The organism is Bacillus sp. PAMC26543, from assembly GCF_014250375.1.
GTDB lineage: Bacteria > Bacillota > Bacilli > Bacillales > Bacillaceae > Bacillus > Bacillus halotolerans.
In genome coordinates, this window is the sequence record NZ_CP060193.1 from 3453470 (window position 1) to 3475647 (window position 22178).

General features: G+C 44.9%; 19 protein-coding genes, 1 pseudogene and 2 riboswitches. Of the genes and pseudogenes, 1 reads left to right on the forward strand and 19 read right to left on the reverse strand.

All coding sequences use genetic code 11. The annotated features are described in order from the left end of the window. Nucleotides 1–22: 22 nt before the first annotated feature. The 15 genes from purF to H7F27_RS17485 form a co-directional block, all read right to left on the reverse strand. The gene (purF, locus tag H7F27_RS17415; protein ID WP_024120445.1) at nt 23–1453 is read right to left on the reverse strand and encodes an amidophosphoribosyltransferase; all 1431 of its coding nucleotides are present in this window, start codon (nt 1451–1453) and stop codon (nt 23–25) included. Then, nucleotides 1429–3657, reverse strand: coding sequence for a phosphoribosylformylglycinamidine synthase subunit PurL (purL, locus tag H7F27_RS17420; RefSeq protein ID WP_095714333.1), 2229 nt, complete (start codon nt 3655–3657; stop codon nt 1429–1431). Before purL ends, purF begins: the two co-directional genes overlap by 25 nt. Further along, on the reverse strand, nt 3641–4324 hold the full coding sequence (purQ, locus tag H7F27_RS17425) for a phosphoribosylformylglycinamidine synthase subunit PurQ (protein WP_024120443.1): 684 nt from the start codon (nt 4322–4324) through the stop codon (nt 3641–3643). Before purQ ends, purL begins: the two co-directional genes overlap by 17 nt. Further along, a complete protein-coding gene (purS, locus tag H7F27_RS17430; protein WP_010333246.1) occupies nt 4321–4575 on the reverse strand; it encodes a phosphoribosylformylglycinamidine synthase subunit PurS in 255 nt (84 codons plus the stop codon). The genes purQ and purS overlap by 4 nt, the downstream gene beginning before the upstream one ends. Beyond that, the gene (gene purC / locus H7F27_RS17435; RefSeq protein ID WP_095714332.1) at nt 4568–5293 is read right to left on the reverse strand and encodes a phosphoribosylaminoimidazolesuccinocarboxamide synthase; all 726 of its coding nucleotides are present in this window, start codon (nt 5291–5293) and stop codon (nt 4568–4570) included. The genes purS and purC overlap by 8 nt, the downstream gene beginning before the upstream one ends. 74 nt (nt 5294–5367) lie before the next feature. Further along, on the reverse strand, nt 5368–6663 hold the full coding sequence (gene purB / locus H7F27_RS17440; RefSeq protein WP_024120441.1) for an adenylosuccinate lyase: 1296 nt from the start codon (nt 6661–6663) through the stop codon (nt 5368–5370). After that, nucleotides 6660–7802, reverse strand: a complete 1143-nt coding sequence (gene purK / locus H7F27_RS17445; RefSeq protein WP_185848218.1) for a 5-(carboxyamino)imidazole ribonucleotide synthase — start codon at nt 7800–7802, stop codon at nt 6660–6662. The genes purB and purK overlap by 4 nt, the downstream gene beginning before the upstream one ends. Beyond that, on the reverse strand, nt 7795–8283 hold the full coding sequence (gene purE, locus H7F27_RS17450) for a 5-(carboxyamino)imidazole ribonucleotide mutase (protein ID WP_024120439.1): 489 nt from the start codon (nt 8281–8283) through the stop codon (nt 7795–7797). The genes purK and purE overlap by 8 nt, the downstream gene beginning before the upstream one ends. Before the next feature lie 140 nt (nt 8284–8423). Then, a riboswitch (purine riboswitch) is annotated at nt 8424–8525 on the reverse strand. A 79-nt stretch (nt 8526–8604) separates the two neighbouring features. Further along, a complete protein-coding gene (locus H7F27_RS17455) occupies nt 8605–8802 on the reverse strand; it encodes an NETI motif-containing protein (protein ID WP_044152785.1) in 198 nt (65 codons plus the stop codon). Next, nucleotides 8802–9356, reverse strand: coding sequence for a DUF2179 domain-containing protein (locus H7F27_RS17460; RefSeq protein WP_024120437.1), 555 nt, complete (start codon nt 9354–9356; stop codon nt 8802–8804). The genes H7F27_RS17455 and H7F27_RS17460 overlap by 1 nt, the downstream gene beginning before the upstream one ends. 214 nt (nt 9357–9570) lie before the next feature. Further along, the gene (locus H7F27_RS17465; protein WP_010333239.1) at nt 9571–9738 is read right to left on the reverse strand and encodes a Fur-regulated basic protein FbpA; all 168 of its coding nucleotides are present in this window, start codon (nt 9736–9738) and stop codon (nt 9571–9573) included. Between the two features lie 129 nt (nt 9739–9867). Beyond that, entirely contained in the window at nt 9868–10665 is a 798-nt protein-coding gene (locus H7F27_RS17470; protein ID WP_024120436.1) for a hypothetical protein, read from the reverse strand. Nucleotides 10666–10880: 215 nt separating this feature from the next. Further along, nucleotides 10881–12203, reverse strand: coding sequence for a hypoxanthine/guanine permease PbuG (gene pbuG / locus H7F27_RS17475; RefSeq protein WP_024120435.1), 1323 nt, complete (start codon nt 12201–12203; stop codon nt 10881–10883). A gap of 135 nt (nt 12204–12338) precedes the next feature. Beyond that, nucleotides 12339–12440, reverse strand: a riboswitch (purine riboswitch). Nucleotides 12441–12561: 121 nt separating this feature from the next. After that, nucleotides 12562–14052 carry a DUF4179 domain-containing protein gene (locus H7F27_RS17480; protein ID WP_185848219.1) on the reverse strand — a complete coding sequence of 497 codons (1491 nt, stop codon included), beginning with the start codon at nt 14050–14052 and terminating at the stop codon, nt 12562–12564. Then, a complete protein-coding gene (locus H7F27_RS17485; protein ID WP_010787821.1) occupies nt 14034–14567 on the reverse strand; it encodes a sigma-70 family RNA polymerase sigma factor in 534 nt (177 codons plus the stop codon). Before H7F27_RS17485 ends, H7F27_RS17480 begins: the two co-directional genes overlap by 19 nt. Before the next feature lie 174 nt (nt 14568–14741). Here H7F27_RS17485 and H7F27_RS17490 point away from each other — a divergent pair. Beyond that, nucleotides 14742–15893 (forward strand): annotated as a pseudogene (locus H7F27_RS17490) (IS3 family transposase). Nucleotides 15894–15964: 71 nt separating this feature from the next. Here the strand turns inward: H7F27_RS17490 and guaA are convergent. The 4 genes from guaA to H7F27_RS17510 form a co-directional block, all read right to left on the reverse strand. Next, the gene (gene guaA / locus H7F27_RS17495; protein ID WP_010333236.1) at nt 15965–17506 is read right to left on the reverse strand and encodes a glutamine-hydrolyzing GMP synthase; all 1542 of its coding nucleotides are present in this window, start codon (nt 17504–17506) and stop codon (nt 15965–15967) included. 162 nt (nt 17507–17668) lie between these two features. Beyond that, a complete protein-coding gene (locus H7F27_RS17500) occupies nt 17669–19873 on the reverse strand; it encodes a DUF4129 domain-containing transglutaminase family protein (RefSeq protein WP_185848220.1) in 2205 nt (734 codons plus the stop codon). A 20-nt stretch (nt 19874–19893) separates the two neighbouring features. Continuing rightward, complete coding sequence (locus tag H7F27_RS17505) at nt 19894–21090, reverse strand: DUF58 domain-containing protein (protein ID WP_101861360.1); 1197 nt, start codon at nt 21088–21090, stop codon at nt 19894–19896. Continuing rightward, complete coding sequence (locus tag H7F27_RS17510) at nt 21090–22052, reverse strand: AAA family ATPase (RefSeq protein WP_024120431.1); 963 nt, start codon at nt 22050–22052, stop codon at nt 21090–21092. Before H7F27_RS17510 ends, H7F27_RS17505 begins: the two co-directional genes overlap by 1 nt. Between the last annotated feature and the right edge of the window lie 126 nt (nt 22053–22178).

Here is a 22178-nt window from a genome sequence, read left to right on the forward strand (position 1 = left end):
GCCTTTATGTCATTTTCAAGTTTTATTTGGTTAACACCGCTTCTTTTACATGAGGAAGCACAGTGTCCTGATAAATTTCAGTCGGATATTTCCCTGTAAAGCAAGCAAGACATTGCCCGCAATTCGAGTCTTCGTATTTTCTGCCGATTCCTTTCAGCAGCCCTTCGACACTCAAAAATGAGAGAGTGTCGGCTCCGATTTCCTGACGGATTTCTTCAACCGAGTGGGAAGACGCGATCAGCTCTTCATGTGTGGACGTATCAATGCCGTAAAAGCACGGATGAGCGATCGGCGGCGAACTGATTTTCACATGCACTTCTGTCGCCCCCGCTTCTCTGAGCATTGTTACGATCCGGCGGCTTGTTGTTCCGCGCACGATGGAGTCATCCACCATAACGACGCGTTTCCCTTCTACAACACCGCGCACCGCAGAAAGCTTCATTCTGACGCCCTGCTCACGAAGAGCCTGAGACGGCTGAATAAACGTTCTGCCCACATAACGGTTTTTGATTAATCCAAGCTCGTACGGGATGCCCGTTGCTTCCGCGTAGCCGATAGCCGCTGAAATACTGGAATCCGGAACCCCTGTCACGACATCAGCTTCAACCGCTGATTCCTGAGCGAGCATTTTTCCAAGGCTTTTACGCGCACTGTGCACGTTAATGCCGTCAATATTGCTGTCAGGTCTTGAGAAATAAATGTACTCCATGCTGCAAATAGAACGGTTGATATTCATGGAGAAGCGCTCTGATTTCATGCCATCATCATTGATAATCAGCATTTCTCCCGGCTCCACCTCGCGAAGGTACGTCGCACCGACGACATCAAATGCGCATGTTTCTGAAGCGACGACATAAGCGTCTCCCATCATGCCGATTGACAGCGGTCTAAGCCCGTTCGGGTCAAGCGCTACGATCATTTCTGTTTCAGTCATGATCAGGAACGCGTAGGCGCCTTTCAGCATAGAAAGCGAGTTTTTAATCTGATCCTTCAGCGTGAAGTGGCCGCTTCTTTTGATCAGGTGAGCCAAAACCTCTGTATCCGAAGAAGTCTGAAAGATGCTCCCTTGATTTTCAAGCTGCTGCTTCAGCTGAGTGGCATTCACCAAGTTTCCGTTATGGGCAAGCGCCAGGCTGCCGTTGTTTTGAGAGCGGAAGAGGAGCGGCTGAACATTTTCATATCCGCCGCCGCCAGCCGTTGCGTACCGAACGTGTCCGATTGCGCCTTTCCCCTTTACTTTGCTGAGCTCACCGTTTTGAAATACTTCAGTGATCAGCCCTTGACCTTTATGCGCCGTCAGCTTTTCACCGTCAGTCGCCACAATGCCCGCGCCCTCCTGTCCTCTGTGCTGGAGGCTGTGAAGGCCGTAATACGTGATTTGCGGGGCTTCTTCATGCCCCCAAATCCCAAAAACGCCGCATTCTTCATTTAAGCCTTTGATTTCAGCAAGCATGGGATAGCTCCTTTCCACGCGCGTTCAAGCTCTTTTGTCTGCGCATGAATCAATTGTTGTCCGTCTTGGTTTTGAACGCTCAGAAGTCCGTCAGCTGTTACCTCACCGATATGAACCGCATCTTGTACAGCTGCTTCAAACGCTGCTTGATGTTCTTTTTTCACAGAAACGACGAAGCGGGATTGAGATTCAGAGAATAATAACGCTGCTTCCCCTTCAACAGTCACGTTAGCGCCAAGGTTTTCCGTCGTCATGACACTTTCAGCAATCGCTACGCCTAAGCCGCCTTCAGATACATCGTGCGCTGATTGAACAAAGCCTTGTTTAATCGCGTCAAGCAGTGCCTTTTGGCGTGCCTGTTCTACATCTAGATCGATTTGCGGCGCTTTGCCGTAAATGCGGCCTTCTGTCATTTTTTGCAGCTCGCTTCCGGCAAACTCAGGTTTTGTTTCGCCGATGACGTACACGAGGTCGCCCGCTTGTTTGAAATACTGCGTTGTGATGTGTGCTGTATCTTCAATTAAACCGACCATGCCGATCACAGGTGTCGGGTAGATCGCCGTGCCGTTTGATTCGTTGTAAAGCGATACGTTTCCGCCGATCACAGGTGTGCTGAGAACGTTGCACGCTTCACTGATGCCGTCAGCCGCTTTTTCAATCTGCCAGAAAATTTCCGGTTTTTCCGGATTTCCGAAGTTCAGGTTATCTGTAACCGCAAGCGGTTCTGCACCTGAGCAAACGATGTTGCGCGCCGCTTCAGCGACAGCGATTTTTCCGCCGACCTCTGGATCAAGGTAGAGATAACGGGCGTTACAGTCAGTTGTCATCGCCAGCGCCTTTTTCGTTCCGCGGATTCTGAGAACACCCGCATCAGACCCAGGAGCCACAACTGTATTCGTCCGCACCATGTAGTCATACTGGTCGTAAACCCACTCTTTGCTTGCGATCGTCGGCTGCTGCAGGAGCGCCTTCAGTGTTTCATTCGCATCGTCAATTTGAGGAGCCGGGACATCCGTCTCTAAAAATTCACGGTAGTAAGCAGGCTCTTGAGAAGGCTTGTGATAAACCGGCGCCTCTTCTGCCAAGGCATCAACAGGGAGCTCGCATACAACCTCACCTTTATGTGTCAGGCGCAGCAGTTTATCATCTGTTACACGTCCGACAGAAACCGCTTCAAGATCATACTTGTCAAAAATATCGATGATTTCCTGCTCACGTCCGCGCTCGATAACAAGCAGCATCCGTTCCTGTGATTCAGAAAGCATCATTTCATAAGCAGTCATGCCTGTTTCACGCTGCGGAATCAAGTCAAGGTTCATTTCAATGCCTGAACCCGCTTTACTTGCCATTTCCGCGCTTGAGCTGGTCAGACCGGCAGCTCCCATGTCCTGAATGCCGACTAGGGCGTCACATTGAATGACTTCCAGACATGCTTCAAGCAAAAGCTTCTCCATAAACGGATCGCCGACTTGAACCGCGGAGCGCTTTTCTTCAGAAGCATCAGACATTTCTTCAGATGCAAACGTAGCGCCGTGAATTCCGTCACGCCCTGTTTTAGCGCCGACGTACATGACCGTGTTGCCGACACCCTTTGCCTGGCCTTTTTTGATGTCTTCATGATTGATTAATCCGACGCACATTGCGTTGACAAGCGGATTCCCTTCATAACTGCTGTCAAATTGCACTTCGCCGCCGACTGTCGGGATACCGATGCAGTTCCCGTATCCGGCGATACCTGCTACTACTTCTTCAAACAAGTACTTCACGCGCGGTGAAGTCAGTTCACCAAATCGAAGAGAGTTTAATACAGCGATAGGACGCGCACCCATAGAAAAGACATCACGGATTATGCCGCCTACGCCAGTCGCAGCGCCTTGGTACGGTTCGATGGCTGATGGATGGTTATGCGATTCAATTTTGAACACAACCGCTTGGTTGTCACCGATATCAACGATTCCGGCGCCTTCACCCGGACCTTGCAGCACGCGTTCGCCGCTCGTCGGGAATTTACGCAAAATCGGCTTTGAGTTCTTGTAGCTGCAATGCTCTGACCACATGACAGAAAAAATTCCGATTTCTGTGTAGTTCGGCAATCTGCCAAGAATGGATTCAATCAATGCAAACTCATCATCACTGACACCCATTTGCTGATAGATTTTCTCTTCTTTAATTTGTTCTTTACTTGGTTCAAGCAGTAGTGACATGAGTTTCCCTCCAATTTTTCACGATAGACTGAAACAATTTAAGACCGTCGGCGCTTCCAAGCAGTTCATCGACCGCGCGCTCCGGATGAGGCATCATGCCTAACACATTTCCTTTTTCATTTACAACACCGGCAATGTCGCTGACACTTCCGTTAATATCGGAACCGTATGTGAAAGCAATTTGATTGTTTTCTTTTAATGAAGCTAGCGTTTCGTCATCACAGTAGAAATTCCCTTCACCGTGGGCAACCGGAATCGTAATCGCTTGGCCCTTTTCATAGGAAGAGGTGAATAATGTTTCGTCGTTCTGCACGATTAATTCAACCGGACGGCAAATGAACTTCAAGTCTTTGTTGCGTCTCATTGCACCTGGCAGAAGGCCAAGCTCCTGTAAAATCTGAAATCCGTTGCAGACGCCGAGAACAGGTTTTCCTTCAGCCGCTGCCTGTTTTACAGCTGGCATTATATTCGCAAAACGGGCGATGGCGCCGCATCTCAAGTAATCTCCGTAAGAAAAACCTCCCGGGATTAACACCCCGTCAAAGCCGTCAAGGCTTGTTTCCTCGTGCCAGACGTATTCCACATCATGACCGAGTTCATCCTTTACAGCGTGAAACATATCGATATCACAGTTAGAGCCAGGTAACACAATCACCGCAAATTTCACTGTGCGACTACCTCCTCAACCTCGTATCTGTAATCTTCAATCACTGTATTCGCAAGAAGTTTTTCGCACATTTCTTTGACTAGCACGTCAAGATCACGGTCAGACTTTTCGATTGTTAGCTCCATGTATTTCCCGATGCGCACGTCGGCAACTTCCTTGTAAGACATACTGTGCAAGGCATGCTGGACAGCGCTCCCTTGTGGATCCAGTACACTTTCTTTTAAGCTGACATAAACTTTTACTTTATACATGATGAATGCCTCCCAGTCTATTGAAAATCTCTTCGTATGCGTCGGTTAAGCTTCCCAGATTGCGTCTGAATAAATCTTTGTCCAGCTTTTCGTTCGTGTCTTTATCCCACAAGCGGCATGTGTCAGGTGAAATTTCATCCGCCAAAAGCACTTTCCCGTCTGCATCTAAACCGAATTCAAGCTTGAAATCTATTAATCTGACGTGACAATCGTCAAAAATGCTTTGAAGCTCTTCATTTACTGTTTTTGTAATGGACTTAATGGTTTCTACCTGTTCAGGAGTCGCCGCTTTCAGCAGCCAAATATGATCTTCTGTGATGAGCGGATCACCCAGCGCGTCATCCTTGTAGTAAAACTCGATAATCGGCTGTTCAAGCTTCGTGCCTTCTGGAATGCCGAGACGTTTGGACATGCTTCCTGCCACCACATTTCTGACAACGACTTCCAGCGGCACAATCGTTACCTTTTTAATGAGCTGCTCTGTTTCCGAAATGCGCTCGATAAAGTGGTTGTTAACCCCTTTTTCGTGAAGGTGTTTGAAAATCAGGCTTGAGATCTCATTGTTTAAGCGCCCTTTGCCGCTGATTTCCGCCTTTTTTTCTCCGTTAAAGGCAGTTGCAGAATCTTTATACACCACATACAGCGTGTTTTCGTCGTCGGTTTTGTAAATCTTTTTCGCTTTTCCTTCATATAAAAGTTCATTCTTCACAATATTCACGGAAGGCCTCCTAACCCGAATGTTGGGAATTTTCAAACTAAGGCAGCAGGGAAGAAGCCGCCTAAAAGCTTCTTCTATGCTAAACCTAAACGTTCAAAGATCAGATCCACATTTTTCAGATGGTAATGATAATCAAAGCAGTCAGCAATTTTTTCCGGAGAAAGACGGGAAGTGATTTTCTCTTCCGCTTCCACAAGCTCACGGAACGGTACTTGCTTTTCCCATGCCTCCATTGCTTTCGGCTGCACTGTGTCATAAGCTTCTTCACGAGTCAGGCCTGTGTCAATCAATGCCAGCAGCACGCGCTGAGAGTAGATCAGCCCCAATGTGCGGTCCATGTTGCGCTTCATGTTTTCCGGGAAGACCGTTAAGTTCTTCACGATGTTGGAGAAGCGGTTCAGCATGTAATTCAGCCCAATTGTCGCATCCGGAAGAATAATCCGCTCCGCTGAAGAATGAGAAATATCGCGCTCATGCCATAATGGAACATTTTCGTAAGCTGTCATCATGTAGCCGCGAATGACACGCGCTATACCTGTCATGTTTTCAGAACCGATCGGATTCCGTTTATGCGGCATAGCTGATGAACCTTTTTGCCCTTTCGCAAAAAATTCCTCGACCTCGCGTGTTTCACTCTTTTGCAGTCCGCGAATTTCAACCGCGAATTTCTCAATGCTTGTCGCAATCAAAGCAAGTGTCGCCATATAATCAGCATGGCGGTCACGCTGAAGCGTTTGTGTTGAAATCGGTGCGGCTTTCAGGCCAAGTTTCTCACAAACATACTGCTCTACAAACGGCTCAATGTTCGCATATGTGCCGACAGCACCGGAAATCTTACCAACCTCGATGCCTTCCTTCGCTTGTTTAAAGCGTTCCAGGTTGCGTTTCATTTCTTCGTGCCAAAGCGCCAGTTTTAAACCAAATGTTGTAGGCTCTGCGTGTACGCCGTGTGTACGGCCCATCATGACGGTGTATTTATGTTCTTTCGCTTTTTCTTTTATAATGTCAACAAATCTCTCAAGGTCCTTGAGCAGAATGTCATTTGCCTGTTTTAATAAGTAAGAAAGAGCGGTATCTACGACGTCAGTTGACGTTAAGCCGTAATGCACCCATTTTCTTTCTTCGCCCAGTGATTCGGATACAGCGCGCGTAAAAGCAACTACGTCATGGCGCGTGTCCTGTTCGATTTCTAATATGCGGTTGATATCAAATGACGCATTTTCGCGCATCAGCTTTACGTCTTCTTTTGGAATAACGCCAAGCTCCGCCCACGCTTCACAGGCAAGAATTTCAACCTCTAACCATGCTTGAAATCTGTTTTCATCCGTCCAAATCGCGGACATTTCAGGTCTTGAATAACGTTCGATCATTCTGCTTGTCCTCCGTCTCTATTTCTCCATTTATTTGTGATCTCCTGAATCCATTCGTCTTCAGGCTGCTTCATAAAAGTAATATGCCCCATTTTGCGGCCTTTTTTGATTTCATGTTTTCCGTATACATAAAGCTTTGCTTCTTTTAAAAGCTCTGGCTCTTCCTCTGGGATCTTCACTTCATCGCCGAGAAGATTCACCATCATGCCAGGCTTCAGCAGCTCCGTTTTTCCAAGCGGAAGGCCGCAGACCGCTCTGATATGCTGTTCAAACTGGCTTGTTTCGCAAAGATCCAGCGTGTAATGTCCTGAATTGTGCGGTCTTGGCGCCAGTTCATTAACCAAAAGCTCATCGCCCTCTGTCAGGAACATTTCAACAGCAAGCGGTCCGACAAGGTTCAGCTCATCTGCGAGCTTAACGGCCAGCTCATCAGCCTTTTCCTGAATCCTTTCTTCAACCCGTGCAGGCACGATGCTTTGGAACAGAATATTATTGTGGTGAATGTTTTCTGCGGCCGGGAACGTCGAAATTTCTCCGTTTACCGATCTGACAACAATCACGGACAGTTCCATTTTAAAAGAAACCCAGCTTTCGAGAATGCAGGTTCCGTGCTCTAAAAGAGCTGAAGCCTCTTCTATTTGTGACGTTTCCTTGATGACAAATTGGCCTTTGCCGTCATATCCGCCGCGGCATGTTTTCAGCACTGCGGGAAGCCCCAGCGACTGAACCGCCTCTTTCAGCTCATCCTTTGTTTTGACGATGCGGTAAGGTGCAACTTCACAGCCTGCGGATTGAATCGCTTTTTTCTCTGTTTCACGGTTTTGGGTAATGAGCAGCAGCTCACTTCCTTGCGGGAGATACGCATGATCTTTCAGCCAATGCAGCGCATCATAATCGATGTTTTCAAACTCATACGTGATAATATCGCTGATCTCAGCCAATTTCCGAATCGCTTCGCGGTCGTTGTATGAAGCGGTGATTTCAATATCCGCCACCTGCCCGCACGGCGAGTCTTTTACCGGATCGACGACCGCGACTTTATACCCCATTTGTTTTGCGGAGACAGCCATCATTTTTCCAAGCTGTCCGCCGCCGATAATGCCGATGACGGCTCCCGGATAGATGATTTGATTAGACAAGCTGATCACTGCTTTCTAACACTGTTTGTTTTGTATTTTCTCTTCTTTCATCTAACTTTCTGGCCAGATCCTCGTCAAAAGCTGACAAAATTTGCGCCGCTAACAGACCTGCGTTCACAGCGCCCGCTTTTCCGATGGCTGTTGTGGCAACCGGCACGCCTCCAGGCATTTGCACGATGGAAAGAAGTGAATCGAGTCCGTTCAGCGCCTTGGATTGAACCGGAACACCGATGACCGGCAGCGTCGTTTTAGCAGCTGTCATCCCCGGCAGGTGCGCCGCTCCTCCAGCACCGGCGATAATGACCTTGATGCCTCTTTCTCTGGCTGTTTCAGCGTACTCAAACATGAAATCAGGCGTCCGGTGAGCGGAAACCACCTTCTTTTCGTACGGCACTTCAAGTTCTTCAAGTATGTCGCATGCGTTTTTCATTGTCTCCCAATCGGAAGTGCTTCCCATGATGATTCCTACTAGCGGCTGCATTCTGTTCCCACCTTCTAATGCTTTAGTTTTCAGAAAATAAAAAATACCCGGCTTTGTATTGTCTTATGAGGAAGCAATACAAACCGGGCATGGTGCATGTATCGGCAGTCGTTCGCTTCTGCGATATATCCATGTCAGTTTTATCGATCACTTTCCTGCATAGTCCGGCAATTTACGGTTGCCGGGTAGAAACTTATGGGCCATATTCCCAAGATTATATGAGGTCGTGTTTTGATTTCATGTTTATCTTAACAACGGACTTGGATAATGTCAACGATATTATCGAACGATACAAAAATTCATTCTTCTAATGTTCGTGTTTTAGATCAATTTCCCTTCAAATACGATTTTTTTTCCGCACGGAACGATCTGAATTGACCCATTTTCCATCTTTTCCTTGAAAATCGGTTCTTCCATTCGACGTACAGGCATATATCCTTCTTCTTTCATTTGCTGAAGCACTGCTTCTATCGTTTGCTGTTCTGTCACTTCAAACTTTTTCTTCTTCGGCTTTGCCATTATTCTTTAATTCTCCTCTTCTTCACCGCTTTGACCCAGAAGCCGCCGTGGATCGTTTTTGGTTCATACGCAATAATAAAAGCTTTCGAATCAAGCGTTTTAATCGTATCATACAGCTGCAGCTCATATCTTCTCGGCGTCAAAATCTGCAGGGCCGTGCGGTCGCCTTCAAGCCCGCCGGCCACCCAATTCGTTACGCCGTAGCCTTTTTCACGAAGCTGCCTAGGAAGATCGAGGTCAAGCTCTTTTGTAATCACATTGACCATAATATAGCCAAGCGCCAGTTTTTCTTCGATTTTCATGCCGACAATAACGCCCAAACCATAGCCGAGTGCGTACGCAATCACGTTTTGAATCTGGTCTAAGTTATCAAGCACAAGGCTCAGCCCTGTCACATAAACCAGAATTTCAATGGTGCTGATTCCGGCCGCTAAATACCGCTGGCCTTTCAGTGTTAAAATCATTCTTATCGTAAAAAATGATACATAAACAACATTGATAATCAGAATAATGAGAACCATTGCTAATCCGTTTGATAATAAGGTTTGCATCATTTTATAAAACCTCCTTACTCATTCAACTTACGTAAAGCATTCATATTCTACTAGAGAAATGAACCCTTTACAATCAGCTATGGCCGTCATCGCAGGCAAAATTTTTCGACACACTCTCTTCATCACTCAGCAATAGTTTACCCTCTTTCTGTCCTTTTCAAAATCCAAACAAAAAAGCCTGCTTTTCAGCAGACTCATTTTTCTTTATCTATTGTCACATCTCTTTTTTCATTTTCCGAAGGGACTCATATTCTTTCTCAAGTTCACTCAGCGTATAATCAGCGAGCTGTTCCCCTCTTCCGCGATAAAATTCTGAGAGCATTAATTTGGTTTTTAAAAATTCCTTCTTTTGATAAATCGCCTGACGAAGTAAATGGGCCATGTCCATCATCCTCCACCGCATTTTCCTCATCATACACGGATTAATCCTACAATTCAACTGTGTTTTTTAGATATATTTGTAAAAACTGTGACATCAAAAAAACCGGCCTTTTCAGCCGGTTTTTTTACATTAAAGCGGGATAAGCGATGCCGTAAAATATTCAGAAATAAACGGCCAAGTCACTGCCGCAAACAGCAGCGCAACGGCTAAAACAGCAAACACACAATAGATATAGTCAATCGGTGCCTCGCTTGCCGCCTGATACAGACGCTGTACATATAACGCCATCATAAAGAAGATCGAAAACAGCATTAACACTGTAAAAAGGACAGTCAGCATCGGTACATTCACGATCGCAAATATCATCCAAATGATTGAAACGGCGATCACCGGAACAAGCAATGAGCCAAAACCAGCCGCAGCTTCCTTGAATGATACCTTTTGCTTCATCATATACCGAGACACGGCCCATATGGAGAAGACCATAACAGCAAAAAAGACGAGCATATACACAAGAACAACAAAAAATCCGTCATAAAACGCGTGATGGCGCTCTCCAAAACCAAGCGGCCTGTTCCAGCTCGCCTTTAACTGAAACCAGTTTCCGATTGAAAAAACGATACTGAATATGAGCATTGAAATAAGACCATATTTATAATGAGAGAAACCATCTGCCACAACAGTTTTCGCCGGAGACTTTAATATTGAAAAAGCAAAGCCGCAATATCTGTTAATGGCTGCCCAAACAGAGGATAGCTTTTCTTTCACAGACGATTCTACGCGTTCCTTATGTTGTTTCTGCTTTTGTTTCTGCTTTTGCTTGCTTTGGCGGCTGGCTTTTCTGGACATCCGCGAAAGCGGCTCTTCATCTATTCCTTCATTCTGGTTAACTTCTTCTTCAAACGTTTCTTTTCTTTCTTCCGTCATGTTAGCAACTCCTATCAAAAATATACGGCGGAATACCATTCAGTAAGAAAATAAAACACTTATATAAGGTACCGAAGCCTTCCTGAACAGTCAAGTCATTTCCATTTAAGTAAACAATGGCGGCACATCTACATGACGGTATATGATATGAAATGGTTTTGCCTTTCGCAACAAAATAAAAAACCAGCCGCAACATCGCAGCTGGTTTTCATTCATTATTTCAAGAAAATAAAGTAAAGAATAAATACAACAAACAGTCCGTACATGATCGGATGAACCTCTTTGGCTTTACCTTTGCACACCATTGTAATCGGGTAGAAAATAAATCCGATCGCAATCCCAGTCGCAATGCTGTACGTTAGCGGCATCATGATCATTGTAAGGAAAGCGGGAACCGCCACTTCGAACTTATCCCAAGCGATTTTGCCAAGCGGCGCTACCATTAGTGCACCGACAATGATCAGTGCCGGAGCTGTTACATTTGACGTAACGACTGATAGAAGCGGCGAGAAAAACATAGCGAGTAAAAAGAGAAACCCAGTTACAATTGCCGCAAATCCGGAACGAGCGCCCGCAGCAACACCCGAGCTTGATTCCACATAAGACGTTGTTGTAGACGTCCCAAGCACGGAGCCGATAACGATGGAAGTTGAGTCAGCTAAAAGCGCACGGCCCGCACGCGGCAATTTGTTTTCCTTCATTAAACCAGCCTGTGTTGCCACAGCAACCAGTGTACCAGCCGTATCAAAAAATCCGACAAACAAGAATGTTAAAATGACGATCAGCATTTGCACAGAGAAAATATCCGGCAAGTGAATCCAAGCTTGTCCAAAGGTCGATTCAAGGCTCGGCACACTTCCGACGATTTGAGACGGAACCGGAACCAAACCGAAAATCATCCCGGCAATCGCCGTTAACAGCATCCCGATAAACACGCCAGCGTTTACGCGAAGCACCATCAAAATAACCGTTACGATGACACCGAAAATCGTTAACAGCACAGGACCGCTGTGAATGTTTCCGATTGTGACAAGGGTTGAAGGATTCGATGCAATGATTCCTGAGCCCTGCAAGCCGACAAATGTAATAAATAGGCCAATCCCCGCTCCGACTGCCAATTTCAGCTCAGGCGGAATAGCGTTAATGATTTTTTCACGAAAACCTGTTAAAGAAAGAGCAACAAAGATCAGTCCTGAAATGAAAACACCAGACAAAGCGGCCTGCCAGGAAATCCCCATACCGAGAACGACAGAAAACGCAAAAAACGCGTTCAGCCCCATACCGGGCGCAATGGCAATCGGATATCTCGCAATCAATCCCATTAAGATACAGCCTGCTGCAGACGCCAAAGCTGTCGCCGTAAAGACCGCGCCTTGATCTATTCTCAATGCTTCCGGAAAATCTTTTACACTTTCCAAAGCAAGCGTAATCGGATTGACGAACAGGATATACGCCATGGATAAAAAGGTCGTTAATCCGCCGATGATTTCGTTGCGATAGCTGGTACCCAGCTCATCAAACTGAAAAAACTTTTTCAAGCTATATGACTCCCTTCACTCTTTGCTATTTATCCTGCCCTGAAATCGCCAAATAAAAAACGCCCCAATACATTTTGGGACGCTTGACTACAGACGGATTTCAGTTTGAATAAATAAACCTGTTTTATTTATATCAAACGAAAGAAATGTTTACGTAGTCAAGCCATTTACGGTAGCTTGGTAGAAACTTGCGAGCCATATCCCCGCGATTATACGAATTCATCTTATTTGATTTCTGAGTCTATTGTACCAACTTCAATTTGAAATGACAATATAAATAACGAACATTACTTATTAAAAAAATTGGTTTATTCGTCTATTGACTAATGGGCAACAAAGATAAAAACCGTATGCATGACTACATACGGCTTTTCAACTTTTGATTATTTTTTTCGGCAGGCTGACTCACTTGATGCACTGGTACAGTAAACGAGAATGGCTTTAGTTGAATCAGGTGATTTAAAACGCCGTTATCAATATACAGACCGTACTCACTAAACTCAAAATGCTTTAAAGACAGCTTATCATTATAATCATCATCCAGTTCAAAAGTAGATACCATTTCGGCTGTGTTCATATTTTTCACTTTAGCTATATTTGTTTTCAAATAATAACCTTCTTCATAATCACCCACTGGATCAGGCCAAGATTGCATTTTTTTCGTATCACCAAGGCCAATCGTTTCACCTATATTCACTAAATCATTTTCATTCATGCTTGAGGTATCAATTCCAGTGAAGCGGTAATGAACCATTACTTTCCTCCCTTTTTGGTTAATGTTATTGATTTCAATCCCTATGTTTTGATGGTTTGTTTCTGAAACATGAAATGGCATCTCTGCATTTAGCGGGACGATTTCACTGACCTCTGCCTCAGATTTAATGTTTGCTATTAATGTTAGCTTTTTCGCTTTTGAATTGATTGGTGATTCTAGCAGTGTTTGTCCTTTTGCTCTTACCGTTCTCTCGTTTACTTTTTTGCGGTCTCCAAGTTCGATGTTTGACGATGTCATCTCATATGTGTTTCCTAAATCATCTTTGACTTCGTTAATTTCAACCGTATCATGCTTTGCTATGCCTTGATAATCTATTGTAAATTGAAGGACAGAACCGAGCTTTCCGTTCTCTACTTGAATATTGGAAAATTGATAACGATTGTGATGCACTGATACCACTTTTGAGCTTTCTAAATAACTCGCATTCTTTTTGGTAATAGGCAGTTTGAAACTCCAATTCCCCTGTATTTCATTGATATGAGTAATCACAAAAGGCGTGGTATCCCCATTTTTTATTTCGGCTCCTTTTGTATAAAGCCTTAATTGACCAGCGTATTGTTTGTTATTTAATTTTTTGAGCATTAAGGAATCAAAGTCGATTGAAAAATTATCGTTAAAACTCGCTTTGCTCACATTATAGCTGAGCTCTTTTTCATCAGACTGGAGGTTATCAACAGTAAAGTTATAGACAAGCTGTCCGGCATCGTAGTATGAACTGTTCACAGATATAGTAATGCCTCGCGACTCCGCTTTTTCATTCAGATTTGTGACCAAATTGCTTTTAAACAATGATAGGCCAACTTTATCTTGAAACTCCTTATAAATTTGGCCGACAATGGGTATGCTTCCCATCGCTTTGTTTACAGAAGGCAGAAAAAGACCGGACGTTAAATACAGTATACCTACCACAGCAGCAACAGCCATTCCATTTGTAATGGTTCGTCCCCATTTAAAACGGCGCTTTGTGTTACTTTCATTTTCAGCACGAACGACAGCTTGATGTATTGCTTTTTTGAGTGCTTTCTTTGGCACTTCTATGTCATCATACAACTGCTTTACTTGGTGTTTTTCCATATTTTTTTATCCTCCTTTTCCAGCTCCTGTTTTAGTGATTTTCTTGCTCTATGTAAATGTGTTTTAATTGTGCCTTCTGCCATTCCTGTTTGTTCAGCTATCATTGAAATCGAATAATCTTGAAAATAATAGAGCTGAATTGTTAACTGAACATGTTCATCAAGTGTATCCAGCGCATTGCGCAAGTCTATATATTCTTCAATATTCCTTTGGTCCGTGCCAGTGTCATGATGGCTTTCAAACGGAACCAATTCTCCCTTCTTTTTCTTCATTGCAAAAATTGAATTAATAAGAATTCGGGTGAGCCACGTTAAAAAGTACTTTGGCTCTTTTAGTTTTTCTATACCTATAAAAGCTTTATAAGCCGTTTCCTGTACAGCATCAAGTGCATCTTCTTTATTTCTTAAATAGAGATAGGCTGTTTTATATAGAGTCTCCTGATGTGCCAGCATAAGCTTTTCAAAGGCTCGAGTATTTCCTTTTCTCGCCTTTGTAATCAATCTTTCTTCCTTCACCTTATCCACCTCCTATGTTGTTAGATATAAGAACTGCCAAAACGGTTTCAAAAAGTTAACAAAAAAACGCCCCTTTTATGGGACTGACCCCATAAGATGAGACAAATAAAAAACACCTTCAAATTTGAAAACGGATAGTTGTTATCCGAAATAAGACTTGGAGGTGTTTTTTGTATGGGAACAAGAATGAGTTATCCGATTGAAGTCAAACAGAAGGCTGGAGAAATGAGATTGGCAGGCGTGCCTATGAAAGAGATCATGCAGGAATTGAATATCAAGAATAAGACGCAGGTTCAGACATGGGTTAGATGGCATAAAGCTGGGGATACACATCGATTTGAACAGCCTGTTGGTAAGCAATACACTTACGGAAAAGGTCCGGAGTATTCTTCCGAATTAGAGAAACTGCAGGCAGAGAACCGTTATCTGAGACAACAAAATGAAGTTTTAAAAAAGTACAACGAATTGGAAAGGAAGTTGATAGCCAAACGTCAGTCGAACTTGTAGAAGTATTGCACGGCACAATGACCGTACAGAATATCTGTGTTCATTTAGGTATCTCACGAGCGTCTTATTATCGTTGGAAGAAGAACCTGATGAAAGATCATCCCAAGCGCCATTTGGAAAAACAAATCGGCACGTTGTGCCGAGAGCACAAGTATCGATATGGATATCGAAAAATTACAGCTATATTAAAAAAGGGAATGCGTATTAACCATAAAACGGTTCAGCGTATCATGCAGAAAAATCAGTGGCAGTGCCGGGTTAAGGTGAAAAAACGCAAGAAGAATGGGCAGCCATATGCCGTGGTCGATAACATATTGAATCGGAACTTTCAGTCCGATCATCCTCTTGAAAAACTAGTAACGGATATCACGTATTTGCCTTATGGACAGAAACAATTGTACCTTTCCAGTATATTGGATGTATACAATGGAGAAGTAATTGCTTTCACGATTGGAGATAAGCAGGACACAGACTTTGTCTTAAACACACTTGATCAACTGCCAACACTGCCTCAGAACTGCGTGTTACATAGTGACCAAGGATCTGTGTATACATCTTATGAGTATCAGAAAGCTGTTAAAACAAAAGGCATTACCATGAGCATGTCCCGCAAAGGGACGCCCGCTGATAATGCCTCCATCGAATCGTTTCATTCCTCACTAAAGTCTGAAACGTTCTATCTTAACAGCATTGATCGAACCACGACCGCCATCGTAGAACGCACTGTCAAAGAATACATTTATTATTATAACAACAGTTCGTATTCAAACGAAACTAAACAGCCAATCACCGATAAGCTATCGGCAATTGGCTGTATAAAAGGTGTTTTGATCCCTGTCTCAAAAACAGGGGTCAGTCCCTATAAAGGGACGTTTTTCTTAGGTATTTACTTATTCCCACTCAATCGTCGCAGGCGGCTTACTTGTAATATCGTACACCACGCGGTTAATGTGCTTCACTTCATTTACGATACGTGTAGAAATCACTTCAAGCACATCCCATGGGATACGCGCCCAGTCAGAAGTCATGCCGTCAATTGAAGTAACGGCGCGAATTCCGATTGTGTAATCATATGTTCTCGCGTCACCCATAACACCAACGCTGCGGATGTCAGGAAGAACAGTGAAGTATTGCCAGATATCACGCTCTAACCCGTGATTTGCTACTTCTTCACGCAAAATGGCATCTGATTCACGAACGATTTCCAGTTTTTCTTCTGTTACTTCGCCAAGAACGCGGATGCCGAGGCCCGGTCCTGGGAAAGGCTGGCGCCATACGATTTCATCCGGAATGCCGAGCTCTGTGCCAAGCGCGCGCACTTCGTCTTTGAAGAGCGTGTTTAACGGCTCGATCAGTTCAAACTGCATGTCTTCAGGAAGCCCGCCGACATTATGGTGAGATTTGATCGTTTGCGCCGTTGCAGTACCGCTCTCGATGATATCAGTGTAAAGCGTTCCTTGTGCAAGGTAGTCGATGCCTTTGAGCTTGTCCGCTTCATCGTCGAACACATAAATGAATTCATTACCGATGATTTTGCGTTTTTGCTCAGGATCAGAAACGCCTTTCAGTTTATTTAAGAATCTGTCTTTTGCGTCTACTTTAATCACGTTCATGTTAAAGCCTTCGCTGAATGTTTTCATAACACCTTCAGCCTCGCCTTTACGGAGCAGGCCATGGTCTACAAAGATACAAGTCAGCTGGTCGCCGATCGCTTTATGAATCAAAACAGCAACAACAGAAGAATCAACGCCGCCGCTAAGCGCACATAGAACCTGCTTGTCTCCGACCGTTTCACGGATTTTTTGCATTTCGATTTCGATAAAGTTCTCCATTGACCATTTGCCTTCGCATTCGCAAACGCCGAATACAAAGTTTTTCAGAAGGTCATTGCCGTATTCAGAATGGCGCACTTCCGGATGGAACTGAACACCGTACCATTTTTTATCCGCTTTGCTCATCGCTGAGTTCGGGCAGTGATGGCTTGTCGCATCAACAGTGAAACCTTCAGGCACTTCTACAACCAAGTCACCGTGGCTCATCCAAACCACTTGTTCATTCGGAAGATCTTTGAACAAATCAGGTGTTCCTTCGATGTGGATGTTCGCTTTACCGTATTCACGCTGGCTGGCAGCTTCTACTTTACCACCAAGGTAATGAGTCATCAGCTGCATGCCGTAGCAAATTCCCAATACAGGAACATCTAATTCGAAGATTTTCTCGTCACAGCGGAAAGAGCCTTCATCATATACACTGTTCGGACCGCCGGATAAAATAATTCCTTTTGGATTCATTTCTTTAATTTCTTCAGCCGTCAATGTATGGGGATGCAGCTCACTATATACACCAAATTCACGGATGCGGCGTGTAATCAGCTGATTGTACTGACTGCCGAAATCAAGGACAAGAATCATTTCATTCACTAACTTTGTCATGGTTGTCACCTAATCTCCTCTAAGTTTTTTGACACAGAAAAAAACGAGGACAGATATGAAACACGCTCCGCCCTCTTTTGGCAAGGCCGTTTGCCGGAGTCAGGCAACTCGCTCCCAGACTCCGATAATATTCACTAATTCTAACAACACGTCGATAAGCGGTCAAGACCATCTTCTTTTAATTAAATTTTCCCATAACTCTCTGGAATCATTCCAAAGCTTTGCCGCATCATCATTTCTGTACAGCGCCCGCTCATAGTTTGCTGTCAGCTTTAACATGTCTTCAGAATGATATGTTTCGTCAATTCGTTTTGCATATTCCCGCAGCGTTTCGCTGTCACGTTTGGGCAAGCCTCTTCTTTTCATCTGTTTCAGAAGCGCGCCGTATGCCTCAAAAAACACATGCTGATCGCTGCGGCGCTTCAATTTTCTCACTGTGAAAACAGGCAGCCATAACGAACGGAATACATACAGCAACACCGCTGCCAAAAGTACCGCAGCAATGGCGACATACCAGCCTGTACTAACACTTGCATGCGCAGACGGCGTTTTTTTAGAAACGGCAGGCTCACGTTTTTCCTTTTGTTTTTGCTCTTTCTCCGGCTGTTTTCTCTTTTCTTTCTGTTCCTCTTTTGCTTTCTCAGGCGAACTGCTGCTTTCGCTGCCGGAATCCTTTGTATCGGAGGAAGCAAACTCAGCCGGATTTGTGAACCCTTTTGTCGGCTCAAAAGTGACCCATCCCTGCTCTGGAAAATACACCTCTACCCAGGAATGGGCGTTGTTATTTGTCACTTCATAGATGCTGCCGTTTTTGTTCCCCGCTTCTTTATATTCACCAGACGTATATCCTTTTACCCAGCGTGCCGGAATGCCGGCCGAACGCAGGAGCACCACCATCGAGGACGAAAAGTTATCACAATAGCCCATCTTTGTTTCAAACAGAAATTGATCCACATAATCTTCATCATCTTTAGGGATGGTGACGTTTTCTGTTTCATAGGTGAACTCGTTTGATCCTAAATAGTCCTCAACAGCTTTGACCTTATCAAACATATTATCGTGATCCTGAGTCAGCTTGATCGCTAGCGTTCTCACCCGCTCAGGCAGAGTATCCGGCAGCTGCATATAGCGGTCGCTGAATGTGTACTCCTCACTGTTTTGTCTCACTTTCACCTTTTTCAGCTCATCCTGTTTATAGACCGGGGAGTTGTACGTCACTGTATAACTGCCCATGTTCCGAATATCACCGGCCTGCTCACTGATCGGAGAAATTTGTTCAGTGTTCCCGTTCATTTCAAGCGAGACAGCCTGCTTAGGCTTAATATTTTGCGCACCAATCGGATACATTACATGGTTATATCCATAATGCTCATCGACCTTCACACGTACAGTGTTCCGCTCTGTGGAAACCTTATGATCAAACCACAGATTTTCAACGTTGCCTCCGCTAAGCTGATACGACATGCCCGTGTCTGTTTCAATCCAGCCTTTTCCCGTATACGTATCCTTTGTTTCCACGCGGAAATATGTGCGCTCTTTTCCCTGCCACGTGAAAACAGGGGTAGCGTCCTGCTGAAACGGACCGCCAAGCGATTCATCGTGATTCCCGTATCCGATTTTGCTTTCTCCTGCCGGCACACGATCATGATTGGTGACTTTTTTGAGAAAAGGAACGGGATCCGGCCAATTCGGATCTGATTTCGGCGCGGCAAGCCCAAATCCCACCGCGGCCAAAATCAGCACAGACAGGGGGAGAAACCATTTCAGAACAGCCGCTTTCGGTAACGTTATTCGTTCCATCAGCTTAATGCGTTCCAAATACAGAAGGCCCAGCATAAAGAAGCCAATCAGCACGATACGGATAACAGCGTAAGCGGCGTCATAAGGCGTAAATGTATCAAGAATCGTAATATACGCCACTGTCATCATAAAGAAAAATAAGATCCTCCTCTGGTAAATCACCCAGTAATGAAGGAGATAGACCAGCAGCCACAGCAGCACAAAAAACAGCAGGGTCCGAAAAGAAGGAATCATATTATCCCATTGTCCTGTCTGAATAAACGTGATATTCAAATAGACATCCTGTAAAAAAGAGCTGACCCAGCTTAAGTCAAAAATAGACCCTTGGTAAAACAGAATGTGTATCGAAATGAATGTAAATAAGACACAAAAAGGAACGGTGACAAACCACCTCATCCTGAAAAAAGTCAGCAGAAACGTCAAGCCGATAAAGACAATAAAAGAGCCTGTATGCTTCGTGTCTGTAAAATGGTCCAGCGGCCTGAGCCACTCCCACAGCAATAAAAAAGCCAGAAAATAAAATAACAGCAAGCTCAAACGGCTTCCCTTCTGGTCATCAAGCGGCATGTACACCGTCACCTCTCTTTCTAAACAACACGCGAAGCTCGGCCGCCTCTCATGATTTGAACTCTGATTTGGTGTTTCAGCATGCGTTCGATCATCATATGCTCACCTTGGGAAAGATCGGCGTCTTTCTCTTTTGCCAGTATAATGGTAACCGGACCGATCCCTGCTTCTGACGTTTTCATCAAATCCTCCGTGATCTGTCCCGTGACAATCACTTTATCAGCCTGGCGAACAGACGGCTTCCCAAGCTCCTCAGCCGCAAAACGGCTTACGCGGTCAGCAGCATCACAATCACAAACGGCTAAGTGATGGAGCATGTGTTTAAAATGCCGCTCTCCCTCCTGAATCGGAAAAATGGACCTTTCCTTTCCGACTGAAGCCAGACCTGCTCCTGCGCCATTTTTCAAAACAGAATGAAGAATCGAAGCTGTCACGGAAACGACCTCTTCGAATGCGTCAGAGCTAAAACGGTCCATCAGAAGAAACAGGTTTTTGCTTCTCGACGGTTCAAATTCCTTCGTCATCAGCTGGCTCCGTCTCGCCGAAGTCTTCCAGTCTAACGCCGCAAAACGGTCACCCGGCTGATAGTTCCTTACACTCGCTGCGACAGAAGAATGGTGCTGATGAACAGGTGATGCCCCGCTTACGCCATCTTCCTGATATCGCTCATTCAGCTGATATTGAAGAGGCTGAAAGAACGGGTAAACAAACACCGCATCGTCTGCCCCATAAAACGCCGTTTTTTCAATCAGTCCGAGGACATCCCCGGTCCGCACCCTGACGGCATGAAAATGATGCTCTCCACGCGGTACTGGCGTTATTTGATATGACATCGTGATGCTCCGTTTGAACCACGGGAATACCAGCTGTTTGGCCAAAGCTTCATCTCCGTTTAATGGCTCTAACCCTGACGGCAGACAATCTTCAATTACCATATACATCAGGGGAAACGGCAGTTTTCTTTTAAGCGTAATCGAAGCTTCCAGCCTGTCTCCCGCATGCAATTGCGTTTTGACGATATGCCGCGACACCTGAAAGGAGCGGAGCGGGTACATCGCCAGCAGCCCGGCGTATACAACAAAAGGGAGACATGCATAAAACAAAAACCAGCTGACAAAGCCGCCCTGAAACATTGCATAAGAGAAAACAGCACCCGTCAATAACGTTAATACGAGCAGTTTCCACCCGTACATCAACCATTGAAATTTCTTTTTCATCAGCGGACCGACGACCTTTGAACCGGAACTTTCACGCCAGACATGATCTCCCGTATGATTGTTTCTGCCTGGATCCCTTCAAATTTTGCTTCCGGCTGCAGGAGCATCCGGTGCGGCAGTGTATAAGGGGCAAGATATTGAATATCATCCGGAATGACATAATCGCGGTCATGAAGCAGCGCAAATGCCTGGGCCGCTTTCATAAGAGCGATGGATCCGCGCGGACTGACGCCTAAGTGAACAGAGGCATGCTGTCTCGTCTTTTGCACGATTTCGACAATATATTCCTTCATGCTGTCATCAGCACGGACATCCTGCACTTCTCTCTGCAGGCGGATGAAATCTTCTTTTGAAATCACAGGCTCGAGTGTCTCAATCGGATGGCTTTTTTCCTGAAGAGATAAGACATCCAATTCCTCTTCAAAGGACGGATAGCCCATGCGAAGTTTAAATAAAAAACGGTCAAGCTGGGCTTCCGGCAAAGGATATGTCCCTTCATATTCCACAGGGTTTTGCGTTGCCATAACAAAAAATGGAGCGGCAAGCGGCATTGTGTTGCCATCTACCGTGACGCTTCCCTCTTCCATCGCTTCAAGCAAGGCAGACTGTGTTTTAGGGGATGTTCGGTTGATTTCGTCAGCCAGCACGATATTCCCCATAATCGGGCCCGGCCGGTATTCGAACTCCATTGTTTTCGCATTATAAATAGAAACACCCGTTACATCGGAGGGCAGCAAATCCGGTGTGAATTGAATTCGTTTAAAATCTGCGCCGATCGATTTCGCCAGAGCGCGAACCATCATCGTTTTCCCTACGCCCGGCACATCCTCAAGCAGCACATGTCCTTTGGCAAGAATAGCTGCTAAGCTGAGTTTTGCGATGTCCCGTTTTCCAACCATTACTTTATCAATATGTTCAACTGCTTTTCCCAGCAAAGGATGCAGGTCTTCTTGGTATGACATTCTCTTCCTCCTAGTCATCTACAAAAATCATCATATAGTAACCTAACTTTACCACAAAAAACGACCTGTATAAAAAAACGATTCTAGCAAATTACTGCCAATACATACAGAGCATTCAAACAAAAA